Genomic DNA, 12,776 nt, shown 5'->3' on the forward strand with positions numbered 1-12,776 from the left:
AGGTGTCACATCCCCTAGGCCGTCAACCTCAAACCCCAAGTCGGTCAATGATGTCGCCAAGCCCGCAACCCGCAAAGCAGCGGGCCCCATGATGCAACCTGAAAGTCCAGCACCACCATCAACAGGTGCGCCAATCAGCGCAACTGAACCGCGTGAAGTTTGATTTTTCATTTAAGTACCCTAGCTCTTTACCCAGAACTCTAGTGTTTCTGGTTACCACCTTTATACAATGGGGAACCCTACAGCGAATAGTTGAAAATATGTACAAAATTTAGTATTCATTTCTCATTGTGGTACACACTTGTGAGCAAAATGATAGATGGATGATCTCGACAATAAACTAATTGCCCTTTTGCGCCACGATGCGCGTACGCCAATTGCAACGATTGCGTTGACACTCAATATCTCGCGGGCGACCGCAAAATCGCGCATCGATAGATTGGTCAACTCTGGGGTCATCGCTGGGTTCACCATCATCACCGGCTCCCCCAGCGCGGACAAAACCATCCACGCCATCACGTTAATTGAGGTTGGTGGTCGCACAGCGGAGGCGGTAGTTAAATCTATGATGGGCCTGCCCCAGGTTAGAAGCTTGCACACAACCAACGGCAGATGGGATTTGATTGCCGAGCTTGAAACAGCGGATTTGATTGAGTTTGACGATGTGCTGCGCCGCATTCGCCTGATCGAAGGGGTGAGCCTGACCGAAACCAATATTTTGCTTGCACCAAAAAAATCTAAGTTGGACCGCTAAGTTCTTGCGTACTATTCTGCGGATTAACCATGCCATCATGCTAAAGATTTGATATGATCACAAATGTAGATGACTATTTCAAAAAGGGCTGTGACCGCTGCAAACGGTTTAACACGCCAGCCTGTTCAACAAGAATTTGGCAAGCGGGCCTGTTGGCCCTGCGCCAACTCTGCCTTGATGCTGGGTTGGAAGAAACCGTTAAATGGGGCCACCCCTGCTATATGCATTCGGGCCGCAATATCGTAATCATTGGCGCGTTCCAACGCAATTACACCCTGACGTTCTTTAATGCGGCCCTGATGAAAGACCCTGATGGGGTGCTCGAAAAACAGGGCCCGAACGCGCACAACCCAGGCATGTTTCGCTTTACCAAACTCAATCAGATCACACAAATGAGCCCGCTCATTTCAGCCTATTTGACCGAGGCCATCGGCTATGCCGAAAAAGGCATAAAGGCACCAAAACAACAAACAGAAGTTGAAATGCCCGAAGAGCTAATTGATGCGCTTGAAGCAGATCCTGAGTTGGCAGAGGCATTTCATGCCCTAACACCGGGTAGACAAAGAAGCTACGCCTTCAACCTAAATGGCGCAAAGCAGTCTTCAACTCGCTTTAAGCGGATCGAGAAGTTCCGCGATAAAATTATTGCAGGTAAAGGGGCGTTAGAACGATAAAAGGCGACCCGAAGGCCGCCTAATATTTTGCCGTATGTAATCTGGCTTAGTCAGATGGCAAAATCACTTTGTCGATCACGTGAATAACACCATTGTCCGCCATCACGTCGGCTGAAATAACAGTTGCGCCGTCGACCATAACTTTGCCCCCCATCACTGAGACAGTAACGGTTTCATCACCACCTTTTTTCAGCGTTGCAACATCGTTGGTGCCCGCTGGCAATTCAGCTGATGTGATTTTTGTTGGCAGCACGTGATACGAAAGAATATCGATCAATTGTTGCTTGTTTTCAGGTTTCAACAATGTTTCAACGGTGCCCGCTGGCAGAGCTGCAAATGCTTCATCAGTTGGGGCAAAAACCGTTAGATTTTCGCCATCAGACAAGGCGCCTGCAAGACCTGCAGCACTTGCTGCCGCAATCAAAGTGTTGAAAATACCAGCTTCTTGCGCTGTTTCAACAATGTTGCCCGCATATGCAGCAGGTGCTGCGATTACGCTCATTGCCAGTGCTGCGCCCAAAATTGCTTTCCGCATGATCATTCTCCTAATTGGTAAACCCAATGTTTGGGTTTTCACGTTGGTGCACACGCTTGGTGTGTCGCTAGGAGTTACGCGCGGTTTGAGCAGATGGATTTATAACAAAAAGGTGCGCAATTGTGAGTGATCCATCTCCATAAAAAGGCCGTATATTCTGCCTTATTCTTGATGATAGTTCACTATGTTGTTTGATTTTCCGGCTGTTTGCCCAAAATAATCATACTGAGCAAATCATCGTCTGTGACGTCTGCGACATCGACTGTGCCAACCAACTTGCCATTTTTCATAACCGAAGCCCGGTCACACAATTGCATCACGTCGTGAATATCGTGACTGATCAGGAATATGCCAATGCCCGCTTTCTTAAGTTGTTTGACCAAATCAGAAACCATTTGCGTTTCATGAGGGCCCAACGCTGCTGTTGGCTCGTCCATTATCAAGATCTGCGCATCAAAATACACGGCGCGGGCAATCGCCACTGATTGGCGTTGACCGCCGGACAAGGCAGAAACAGGTGCGCTAAACTTCTCAAAATTCGGGTTCAACGTACCCATAATTTTGCGCGTTTCCGCTTCCATTGCATCGTCGTCCACCATACCCATAGACGTCAAAAGCTCACGCCCCAAAAAGAGATTGGAGGCAGCATCCAAATTGTCAGCTAGAGCGAGTGTTTGATAAATGGTCTCAATTTTGTGCTGACGTGCATCACGTGGGTTATTGATCGTGACGGGTTTGCCGTTGATCAATATCTCCCCGCCATCCTTTTTGTAGGCGCCAGATAGCACTTTAATGATCGTTGATTTACCCGCACCATTGTGGCCGAGCAACCCAACAACTTCACCCGGATAAACATCAATGCTGACGTGATCCACGGCCTTAATACCACCGAAGGAAACTTGGATGTCTTTCATCTCAACGAGAGGCGTTTTTACTTTGTTCATGTGCTTGACCTCTATGCTCCGGTTCTGCGTCTGTAAGCGATGTCCAAATAAACAGCCAACACCAAAACGATACCGACAACAATGGACTGAAGGGGTGCATCTATTCCAACCATGGCCATGCCAGACTGCAAGCTTTGCATAATCAATGCCCCTAAAAGGGCGCCGTATATTGTGCCAACGCCACCTGCGAGCGCCGTGCCACCGATAACCGCCGCAGCGATAACGCGCAATTCGTCTAGCGTGCCCAAATCATTTCCAACAGACCCCAAACGAGCGGACGCGATTACGGCAGCTATTGCAGTCAGCCCGCCCATCAGTGCAAACACGCGCACGGTGAGCAAACGTGTGTTGATTCCAGATAGCTCTGCCGCCTCCGGGTTACCCCCAGTTGCAAAGACATAGCGACCAAATCGGGTCTTTTTGGCAATCACCGTCATCAGCACCGCAATCATCACCACAATGAGAACGGGAATGGCAATGCCATGATAAACATTGAAATCTGGAATGGGTAAATCTCGATTAGCGAAGATTCTCTTCACGGCCCCCTTGGACAAGGGATAGGAGTTCATTATCCAAACAAAACCCATGATCAAGGACACCGCAACGGCACCCAAAGTGTACTCAGCCCAAATCGGCTTGATGGAAAATCCATGACCAGCTTTTTGCCTTCGGCTCAAGACCATTAATACAACAGCCAGAATGGAAGCCAATAACCCTGCAATCCAACTGAACCCGGCGCCCAATGTGCCTTCTGCGCCACCGCCCAATAGTTTAAAACTTGCATCAAGCGGAGCAACAGTTTGTCCAGTTGTAACCCACCACGCAGCGCCGCGATAAACTAAGAAGCCACCAAGTGTAACAATGAACGCGGGCACCGTGAGGTATCCGATTATCCAACCTTGTACCGCACCAATAAGCACACCGATACTTAGGCCCGCAACTACGGTAATCACCCATATTAGAGGATGCTCAAAGCCCAGATATTGAGGCAATATGTGCGCTTGTAGTGTGCCCATCAACATGCCTAACAACCCAAGCAAGGAGCCAACTGACAAATCAATATGTCGTGTGACAATAACAAAAACCATGCCCGTTGCCATAACCGCAACGGAAGCGGTTTGAACTGAAAGGTTGAACAGGTTACGCGGTGTTAGAAATCGACCGTCTGTTGCGAAATTGAACACAACCCACAAAAAAATCAACGCCCCGATCATGCCGAGCATTCGATTGTCGAGTTCTAATTTGGAAAAGAATAATCTGATAGAATTTGTCATCGCTTCAAGCTGCTCCTGAGCGTAGCGAAAGTTTCTAATGCCTCTAAGAATCTACGCCATCGGTGATGGGGTGTCGACCAGAGGTGCGAAACTGCCTGTAGAAACCTCCCCGGCACAAGGCCGGGGAGGCAAAGATCGGTTACTTACAAACAGCAACTTTTTCGGCGTCAACACCTACGCAAAGCGCTTCCTTTGAGATCCATCCAGCATCAATTACGACGTTTAAGTTCTCAGCTGTGATCGGCACAGGCGCCAAGAAACGGGCACTGATTGCGGTTCCAGAGGGAGATGTCCAAATAGCTGAACCTTCAATATCCGCATTAGATGCACCGCCAGCCAAAGCTGCTGCGATTTGCCCAGCAGCTTTGCCCAATTCACGCGCGTCTTTCCAAACAGAAACAGTTTGTGTGCCAAGTGCTACGCGGTTTAGTGCGGCATGATCGCCATCTTGTCCAGAAACGGGCAAGCCTTCCATGCCTTGCGCGGTCAATGCAGCAACAACACCACCAGCGGTACCGTCGTTCGATGCAACAACAGCATCAACACCATTGTCGTTGGCTGTTAGGATTTGCTCCATGTTGCGCTGTGCGTTTGCAGGGACCCAACCGTCCGTATAGGCTTCATCGACAATTGTAATATCGCCCGCATCAATTGCTGATTGCAGGATCTCTTGTTGACCACCGCGCAAAAAGTCAGCGTTTGGATCGGTAGGCGATCCTTTGATCATGACGTAACGACCCTTAGGCTGAGCGGCCAAAACTGCGCGCGCCTGCATACGTCCAACTTCAACATTGTCAAAAGTTAAATAGAATGCACGGCTGTCTTCGATCAATCGATCATAAGCAACAACCGGAATGCCTTCGTCGGTCGCAGCGTCAATTGCAGGCCCAACCGCAGACGCATCTTGCGCCAAAATAATGAGCGCGTTTGCACCGCGTGAGATCAAGCTTTCGATGTCTGAAAGCTGTTTGGACGAAGACGCCTGAGCGTCTGCGGAGATATATTCTGCGCCCATTGCTTCAAGCGCTGACTTGATCGCTGCCTCATCCGTTTTCCAACGTTCTTCTTGGAAGTTTGACCAGCTGACGCCAACTACAAGGTCGGCCGCAAGTGCATTCGAAGCAACACACATGCTCAATACGGCGGCAGACGCCATTACAAATTTTTTCATTTCATTTCCTCCCGAAATCAAACTCTACGTTGGTCAGGCATCACGTTTCATGCTGCCTCCCGTAGACCACCTATGGGTAGCAAGTTTAAATTCGAAAATCAAATTAAATAATTTTTTTGTATAACTGACTGTAATTACGTGCAAACATATGGTCGAATTACAGATTCAAATTGGACATTCATTGACTGGAGATTTGGATTCACACCAAATTTGGCTGAGGAGCCCGCATTGTTAGGTGATCAAAGAACCATCGGCCGTCGCGCACTGCTGCTGCAAATTCGTAAAATGGGTCCGGTACCCCGCATAGAACTTGCAGAGCAAACCGGCATTAGCCGCGCAACAGTAACGACAATCACAGCCGAGTTGCTTGAACATGGATTGATCGAAGAAGTTCCAGTTGAGCCAAAGGGCAAAGACTTTAAGCGCGGTCGACCAAAAGTTGACCTAAAAACTCGTGGCAACGCCTATTTAATCGCTGGGGCCAAGCTTGCCAATAAATCCATCGCTATTGTTTTGGCAAACTTTGAAGGTGAAGTTGTTTGTGAGCATGAAGCCGCCTTGTCAAAGATCAGCTATGATCCAAAGGAATTTGCAGAAGTCTTTCGTGCCGAACTCGAAACCGCCACCAAAAAAATCGACAACTGCTACGAAGACATCTCAGCTGTTGGTCTGGGATTGGCCGGCATAGTTGACGCGCAAGAAGGGATCGTGCGTTGGTCCCCTTCCCTCAAAGATCGCAACGTCCCTCTTAAACGCATATTGGGCGAACACCTGGAAAAGCCCATTTTCATCGACAATGACGCGAATTTGGTGGCAAAGGCAGAACAGCATTTCGGCAAAGGCAAAAACGTCAGCGATTTCATCGTTGTAACCATCGAGAATGGCGTTGGCATGGGCATCGTCTTGAACAATGAGCTCTATCGGGGGACACGCGGTTGTGGTGCAGAATTCGGCCACACCAAAGTTCATCTTGATGGTGCTTTGTGCCGGTGCGGTCAGCGTGGATGCCTTGAAGCCTATGTGGCTGACTATGCGCTATTACGTGAATTTGCAGTTAGCCGTGAGCATACAAGCAACAATGGCAACGGCGATGATGTCGCAACGCTGATCAGAGCGGCTAAGGACGGCGACAAGATGGCCAAATCGATCCTTGACCGGGCCGCGCGCATGTTTGCAATGGGGCTTTCAAACCTGATCAACATTTTTGACCCCCAACTCATCATTCTTTCAGGTGAACGGATGCAGTTGGATTTCCTTTATGCAGACGACGTTTTGCAAAGCATCAAAGACATTGTTGTGCAAGTTGACGCAGCGCCGCCCGAAATTGTGGTGCACCGTTGGGGCGACATGATGTGGGCCAAAGGGGCGGCAGCTTTTGCCATCGAAGGTCTTGTTGATATAGCGCTAACAGAAATGGCTGAAGATGTTTCGTAGTTCGTTTCTATCAATCACAACCTTGGCAATTGCATCATCCTCGTTTGCCGCCCCCCTTTTTATAGATCGCACAGGTGACATTTCCCATGCATATGTTGGCGGTTGGGAACATTTTGTGGGTGGCGGTGTGGCCGCTTTTGACTGCGACAGCGATCAGTTCGCAGAATTATTTGTTGCCGGCGGCGCTGAACCTGCAAAGCTCCTTGCAAATGTTACAACCGAGAGCGGTGCCAATTTGGCTTTCGCAGACGCAACACCCGACAACTTGAAAATCAAGTCCGTCACTGGCGCATACCCAATCGACATAGATGGTGATTCGATCACCGATCTCGTTATCCTGCGCGTCGGTCAAAACGTGATCATGCGTGGACTTGGCGGCTGCAAATTCGAAGAATTCTCCAAACTACAGTTCTCCTCAGGTGAGCAGTGGACAACTGCCTTTTCTGCAACATGGGAGGGCAACAATGCGCTCCCAACGTTAGCATTTGGCAATTATGTGGACCGGTCAGCCCCCGACGGCCCATTTGAAGCTTGTGATGCGAACAGTCTTTACCGCCCGGTTGATGGCGCTTATGCCGAACCAGCTAAACTTGAACCTGGGTATTGTGCGCTTTCTTTGCTTTTTAGCGATTGGGGGCGCACTTCAAAAGCAGATTTGCGCGTGTCTAACGACCGTCACTATTATGTCAAAGCGGGGCACGAGCAGCTATGGAATATGCGAACCACACCAGCACTTTACACAAGAGACCAAGGCTGGATTGAACATAAGATTTGGGGCATGGGCATAGCAAGCCGAGATATCAGCGGAGACGGCCTCCCCGAGATTTATCTCACATCAATGGGAGATCAAAAACTTCAGTCTATTCAAGGCAGCGGTGCTACACCCACTTACACTGACGCTACCTTTGGCAAAGGCATAACCACTCACCGCCCCTACAAAGGGGATGATGGACGCCCTTCCACAGGTTGGCATGTGGCCTTTGGAGACATCCAAAACGACGGGCTCGACGATCTTTTTGTTGCAAAAGGAAACGTCGACCAAATGATCTCTTCGGCCATGGCCGATCCCAACAGCCTGTTGATTCAAAACCAAGATGGGACGTTTGAAGAATATGGCGACAAGGCTCAAGTGGGCAGTGAAGCAAGAAGTCGCGGCGCGGCCCTGCTCGATTTAAATTTGAACGGTCTGTTGGACCTTGTTGTTGTCAACCGACGTGCAAATTTGGAGATTTATCAGAATATATCGACCGATACAGGCAACTGGGCAAGCATCCAGCTTACCCAAGACAGGCAAAACGCCAATGCAATTGGGGCCTGGATTGAAGTTAAAGCGGACAGCAAAACATATGCGCGCGAGTTAACGATAGGCGGCGGCCACGCCAGCGGCATGCTAGCGCCGGAACACTTTGGACTCGGTAAAACCGAGACATTTGAAGTGCGCATCACATGGCCCAATGGCACAAAAAGCGATTGGACAACACTTCAAGTCAATAAGTTTTGGACGCTGAAACGGGTGGGCGATCAAGTAAAAGCGGATGCCTATTGATCAAATAGCAAACCGCTTGGCACCCGGTCCGGCACGCCCAATCGGCCAATTGAACTAATTGGATCGGTCAAACTGTCCAGAAAGGCTAGCAAATCTTCAATCTCGGTGTCGCTTAAGGTTTGAGGTGCCAACTCATTTGCCCGTGCAATGACATCTACTTCCATCGGATCATCCATAATGCGCAAATCTGTAGCGCTGTCCAATGCTGGCAAATCAACCTTCAAACGATAGGCTTGCAGTGAAGCAACCGGGTCCAAGTGATGACGAACAACTTGCTCAAGTGTTTCATAGGCACCAGCATGGCCGTAAGGCGCAGTTAGGGCCACATTGCGCAAAGATGGCGTGCGAAACTTGTAGATATCACTTGCCCGCCCAGTGGTGTGCATACGGCCAGTGTCTCTTGCATGGCTTTCAAACCGAGCGCCCTTACCTGGCCCGATTTGAGGCATGGCGATGGCGTGGTAATCGTGATCGGTTTGGAAAAGTCCTGAGTGACACGAACTACAATTTGACTTGCCATAAAATAAATCCATGCCCGAAATTGCATTTGCGGACAATGGCTTGGCATCTCTCAAATAGTGATCGAACGGACTTTCATTCGCCCGCCATTCAAACGCGATGAAGGCCGCAATGGCGTTTGCGATATCGGTAAAGCCGATCTTCTTGCCTGCGGGTAAAACCGGTTCAAATAAGTCGCGGTATTCTGAAATTGAACGGACACGCTCTGCGATAAGATCCCAAGCACCACCATCTCCCGTTAACCGACCTAACCGAACCGCTTGCGAGACTTCATTCTCAGAATAATGCCCTGCCATTTCATCAGGTGAAAGTACGGGAAACATTGCCTGAGCCGACAAAACGCTGTCAAAGCCGACGATCATTTCGTCTTCCAATGGTGAGCGAATGCCAGATGGTCGTGACGTATCTTTTTCCAACCGCCCATCGTGGAACAATGAAACAAACTCGTCAGCGCCTAGATTAAACAAAGCTGGAGAGTTGCGCGGCACCCGCTTTTCCGGAAGATTGTTCGGATCCACAACCCGAGCCGGGCCTAACCCCTTTCCCCCATCACCAAGCCCCAACGCCACCCCATCAGACGTCCCAAATTTTGAGTGATGGCACGTTGAACAAGAAACTGTTTTATTGCCGCTTAAAATCGGGTCATAAAAGAGAAACCGACCAACATCAATTTCATGTTGATCGGCATTAGCATAGTTAGCGGGTTCAAATGCTAAGTTTTGCGAGAAGCTAGTGCCCACAAGTAAGGCACTAATCAATGCAGTTCCAATAGTCTTCATGATGTGCCCCCAATTTGGTGATCCACTCGCCAGCGTGGCCGGACAGACTATAGAATTGACTGACCAGTGGACGCCCAATCTTTCACAAACCCTTCAAGTCCCTTATCAGTGAGCGGGTGATGCACAAGCTTTTCAAGCGTGCTCGCGGGAATGGTCGCTACATCTGCCCCCGCAAGGGCTGCATCGCTCACATGATTTGGGGTGCGAATTGACGCAGCCAATATTTGTGTTTCAAACCCGTAATTGTCATAAATTGTGCGGATGTCCTCAATCAACTGCATACCATCCAGGTTGATGTCGTCTAACCTGCCTATGAATGGGCTAACGTAGGTGGCGCCCGCCTTTGCCACCAACAGGGCTTGGTTGGCCGAAAAACAAAGCGTGAGATTGGTATTAACACCTTGTTTTGTCAAAGTGCTGCACGCATGCAAACCGGCCATTGTTGTTGGCAATTTGATGCAAACATTTGGCGCAATTTTCTTGAGCACTTCAGCTTCCTTCAGCATGCCCTCATAATCCAGCGCAGCAACTTCTGCAGACACCGGGGTGTCAGTGATTTCACAAATCTGGGTGATGACTTCGATCATATCGCGGCCAGATTTCTTGATCAGTGAAGGATTGGTGGTAACCCCGTCTAAAAAACCAGTTGGTGCCCATTTTTCAATTTCAGCAATTTCAGCGGTATCAATAAAGAACTTCATTTTATTTCCTTAAACCGATCTTTAAACGAACCGGTTAACATAGTTTTCCAAGATTTCCTGACGACCTGATTTCGCCACGGGATTAATGTTTGAAGCGATCACTTTGTTGGTAACCTCTTCCAATGTGCTTAATAAAAGCTGTTCCGCTTCTGGTGTATTCCAGCCGGCATAACGCTCTTTCAACGCCTCGTCCAACCCACCATCTTCGATCATTGTAGCTGCGGCCTTCAAACCACGCGCACAAATGTCCATTCCCCCAATATGGGCGGCAACAAGGTCCTGAGGATCTAGTGATTGTCGACGAATTTTGGCATCAAAATTAGTACCGCCCGATGAGAATCCGCCGTCTTTTAGGATGTGGTAATAGGCCAGCGCCACTTCTGGGACATTATTGGGAAATTGGTCGGTGTCCCAACCAGATTGATAGTCGTTGCGGTTCATATCGATGGATCCCAAAACGCCAAGCGCCACGGCGGTAGCGATCTCATGCTCAAAGGAATGACCTGCCAAAATGGCGTGACCTTGTTCAAGGTTCAATTTGACCTCATTTTCAAGGCCATAGGTTTTCAAAAACCCGTAACAAGTTGCCGCATCATAATCATATTGGTGCTTAGAAGGCTCCTGCGGTTTTGGCTCCACCAAGATTTGCCCCTTAAAGCCAATCTTATGCTTATACTCAACAACCATGTTGAGAAAGCGCCCCATGTGATCGAGCTCTAGCTTCATATCTGTGTTCAAAAGGGTTTCATAGCCTTCACGCCCACCCCACAAAACATAGTTCTCGCCACCCAATTTGACAGTGGCATCCATGCAAGATTTTACAGTTGCAGCCGCAAAAGCAAATACATCTGGATCTGGATTGGTCGCAGCCCCTGACATATAGCGACTGTGCGAGAACATATTGGCCGTGCCCCACAAGAGCTTGGTGCCAGTTTGTGCCATCTTGATTTGGAAATAGTCCGTAATTTCTTCAAGGTTCCGAGTGTTTTGCGCAAAGCTTTCGCCTTCGGGGCGCACGTCAGCATCATGAAAACAAAAGTAAGGCACACCCAGAATGTCAAACATCTCAAAAGCGACGTCTGCTTTGTGCTTTGCCAACTCCATGGTGTCCCCAAACCAAGGCCGATCCAGCGTTTGCCCACCAAATGGATCACTGCCGGGCCAGGCAAATGAATGCCAATAGGCGGCGGCAAATCGCAAATGGTCTTCCATACGTTTGCCCATAATTACTTCATCTGGATTATAGTGATGAAAAGCCATTGGGTTCGTGCTGTCTGCACCTTCAAACGAAGCCTTTTGGATATCCTTGAAAAAACCTGTACTCATTGTATCGCCCTTGCCGCTGGGTATATTGTTTTGAATTTTTCATAGGCTGTCGCATAGGCAGCCCGATGTTTTTTGTTTGGGTGAATTGTTGTAGCGATCTTTGGCGCTGTCATCACGTCTAGCGGATCGCAGCCAATGGCGCCGCACATCGCAAGCCGGGCTGCCCCCAAGGCCGCCCCGAAATCACCTTCTTCGGGCAGCTCAAGTGGCACATTTAGAACCGTGGCAAGCATCTCCACCCAAAGCCGAGAGTTTGCCCCACCTCCAACGACCAGAAGCTTTTTCAAGTCTGTTCCCGTGGCGCAAAGCGCATCAAAGCTCTGACGCAGCGAAAACGCCACGCCTTGCATAATCGACTGGGTCATATCCGCCCGCGCATGGGCAATATCAAGACCGACGAATGCGCCTCTAATAACGCTGTCGTTATGTGGCGTCCGTTCCCCTGAAAGATAGGGCAAAAAATGAATATTGCTGGGCGCTTTCAATTGGATATCAAGTTCGTTGGTTAGGGCTTCAGGTGTCTGACCACAAATGTCCGCGAACCAATTTAAACTATCAGTTGCAGCCATTGTGACCCCCATTTGATACCAACGGTTCGGGACCGCATGACAAAATGTATGTACCGCGGTTTCAGGTTGGGGAGAAAAACTGCTGCGCGCCGCTAGAATGACCCCAGAAGTACCCAGCGACACAAAACCTTGACCCTCATTCATAACGCCCGCGCCGCAGGCGGTGGCTGCATTGTCTGCACCGCCTCCCACGATCACAACGGGTTGCTCAATACCCCACGCCGACAGATGTTCAGCTTTTAGGGTTCCAGCAACTTCAGAGCCTTCAACCAAAGCCGGCAGTTGACCTTGGTTGACCCCTGAATGCGCCAAAATTTTATTTGACCAAGACCTCGTGCCCACATCTAGCCAACTTGTGCCCGCGGCATCCGACATTTCACTTTTCAATTCGCCGCTTAGCCAAAATCGCAGATAGTCTTTTGGCAGCAACACCGTTTCTGTTCGCGCAAAAATTTCGGGTTCATTTTCTTTAACCCACATCAGTTTTGGCGCCGTGAACCCGGGAAAAACAATGTTGCCCGAAAGTTCTCTAACGCCCTTGGTTTGATCC

At 49.3% G+C, this 12,776-nt stretch carries 12 protein-coding genes; 4 read left to right on the plus strand and 8 right to left on the minus strand.

What is annotated here, in order from left to right; genetic code table 11:
* Nucleotides 1-319 precede the first annotated feature (319 nt).
* Together Q0231_RS10375 and Q0231_RS10380 are read left to right on the plus strand one after the other, a co-directional pair.
* Nucleotides 320-754 (plus strand): Lrp/AsnC family transcriptional regulator, encoded by a 435-nt coding sequence (locus Q0231_RS10375; RefSeq protein WP_269393428.1) that lies wholly within the window; start codon nucleotides 320-322, stop codon nucleotides 752-754.
* A 53-nt stretch (nucleotides 755-807) separates the two neighbouring features.
* Nucleotides 808-1,428, plus strand: coding sequence for a YdeI family protein (locus tag Q0231_RS10380; protein ID WP_269393427.1), 621 nt, complete (start codon nucleotides 808-810; stop codon nucleotides 1,426-1,428).
* A gap of 46 nt (nucleotides 1,429-1,474) precedes the next feature.
* Here the strand turns inward: Q0231_RS10380 and Q0231_RS10385 are convergent, their stop codons facing one another.
* The 4 genes from Q0231_RS10385 to xylF form a co-directional block, all read right to left on the minus strand.
* Nucleotides 1,475-1,963: a fasciclin domain-containing protein gene (locus tag Q0231_RS10385; protein WP_299347618.1), complete on the minus strand. Its 489-nt coding sequence runs from the start codon at nucleotides 1,961-1,963 to the stop codon at nucleotides 1,475-1,477.
* Nucleotides 1,964-2,145: 182 nt separating this feature from the next.
* On the minus strand, nucleotides 2,146-2,907 hold the full coding sequence (locus Q0231_RS10390; RefSeq protein WP_299347619.1) for an ATP-binding cassette domain-containing protein: 762 nt from the start codon (nucleotides 2,905-2,907) through the stop codon (nucleotides 2,146-2,148).
* Between the two features lie 11 nt (nucleotides 2,908-2,918).
* Nucleotides 2,919-4,181: a sugar ABC transporter permease gene (locus Q0231_RS10395; RefSeq protein WP_299347620.1), complete on the minus strand. Its 1,263-nt coding sequence runs from the start codon at nucleotides 4,179-4,181 to the stop codon at nucleotides 2,919-2,921.
* 139 nt (nucleotides 4,182-4,320) lie between these two features.
* Nucleotides 4,321-5,352 (minus strand): D-xylose ABC transporter substrate-binding protein, encoded by a 1,032-nt coding sequence (gene xylF / locus Q0231_RS10400; protein ID WP_299347621.1) that lies wholly within the window; start codon nucleotides 5,350-5,352, stop codon nucleotides 4,321-4,323.
* Between the two features lie 228 nt (nucleotides 5,353-5,580).
* On the opposite strand from xylF, the gene Q0231_RS10405 reads away from it, so the two are divergent.
* Entirely contained in the window at nucleotides 5,581-6,786 is a 1,206-nt protein-coding gene (locus Q0231_RS10405; RefSeq protein ID WP_299347622.1) for an ROK family transcriptional regulator, read from the plus strand.
* Nucleotides 6,776-8,332 carry a CRTAC1 family protein gene (locus tag Q0231_RS10410; RefSeq protein ID WP_299347623.1) on the plus strand — a complete coding sequence of 519 codons (1,557 nt, stop codon included), beginning with the start codon at nucleotides 6,776-6,778 and terminating at the stop codon, nucleotides 8,330-8,332. The genes Q0231_RS10405 and Q0231_RS10410 overlap by 11 nt, the downstream gene beginning before the upstream one ends.
* Here Q0231_RS10410 and Q0231_RS10415 read toward each other — a convergent pair.
* From Q0231_RS10415 to xylB, 4 genes are all read right to left on the minus strand, one after another.
* Complete coding sequence (locus tag Q0231_RS10415; protein WP_299347624.1) at nucleotides 8,326-9,630, minus strand: cytochrome c peroxidase; 1,305 nt, start codon at nucleotides 9,628-9,630, stop codon at nucleotides 8,326-8,328. The two genes, Q0231_RS10410 and Q0231_RS10415, sit on opposite strands and share 7 nt — an antisense overlap.
* A 47-nt stretch (nucleotides 9,631-9,677) precedes the next feature.
* Nucleotides 9,678-10,331: a fructose-6-phosphate aldolase gene (gene fsa / locus Q0231_RS10420; protein WP_299347625.1), complete on the minus strand. Its 654-nt coding sequence runs from the start codon at nucleotides 10,329-10,331 to the stop codon at nucleotides 9,678-9,680.
* Between the two features lie 21 nt (nucleotides 10,332-10,352).
* Nucleotides 10,353-11,657: a xylose isomerase gene (gene xylA, locus Q0231_RS10425; protein ID WP_299347626.1), complete on the minus strand. Its 1,305-nt coding sequence runs from the start codon at nucleotides 11,655-11,657 to the stop codon at nucleotides 10,353-10,355.
* A partial coding sequence (gene xylB, locus Q0231_RS10430; RefSeq protein ID WP_299347627.1) for a xylulokinase occupies nucleotides 11,654-12,776 on the minus strand: 1,123 nt, incomplete at its 5' end. The genes xylA and xylB, both read right to left, overlap by 4 nt.

The sequence above is a fragment of the uncultured Maritalea sp. genome, assembly GCF_937139385.1.
In the GTDB taxonomy this organism is placed as follows: Bacteria; Pseudomonadota; Alphaproteobacteria; order Rhizobiales; family Devosiaceae; genus Maritalea; species Maritalea porphyrae_A.

Coding starts and splice junctions, on each gene's coding strand:
- Q0231_RS10410 (WP_299347623.1), top strand. CDS start 6,776: ATGTTTCGTAGTTCGTTTCTATCAATCACAACCTTGGCAATTGCATCA.
- xylF (WP_299347621.1), bottom strand. CDS start 5,352: ATGAAAAAATTTGTAATGGCGTCTGCCGCCGTATTGAGCATGTGTGTT.
- Q0231_RS10395 (WP_299347620.1), bottom strand. CDS start 4,181: ATGACAAATTCTATCAGATTATTCTTTTCCAAATTAGAACTCGACAAT.
- Q0231_RS10415 (WP_299347624.1), bottom strand. CDS start 9,630: ATGAAGACTATTGGAACTGCATTGATTAGTGCCTTACTTGTGGGCACT.
- xylA (WP_299347626.1), bottom strand. CDS start 11,657: ATGAGTACAGGTTTTTTCAAGGATATCCAAAAGGCTTCGTTTGAAGGT.
- Q0231_RS10385 (WP_299347618.1), bottom strand. CDS start 1,963: ATGCGGAAAGCAATTTTGGGCGCAGCACTGGCAATGAGCGTAATCGCA.
- Q0231_RS10375 (WP_269393428.1), top strand. CDS start 320: ATGGATGATCTCGACAATAAACTAATTGCCCTTTTGCGCCACGATGCG.
- Q0231_RS10380 (WP_269393427.1), top strand. CDS start 808: ATGATCACAAATGTAGATGACTATTTCAAAAAGGGCTGTGACCGCTGC.
- fsa (WP_299347625.1), bottom strand. CDS start 10,331: ATGAAGTTCTTTATTGATACCGCTGAAATTGCTGAAATTGAAAAATGG.
- Q0231_RS10390 (WP_299347619.1), bottom strand. CDS start 2,907: ATGAACAAAGTAAAAACGCCTCTCGTTGAGATGAAAGACATCCAAGTT.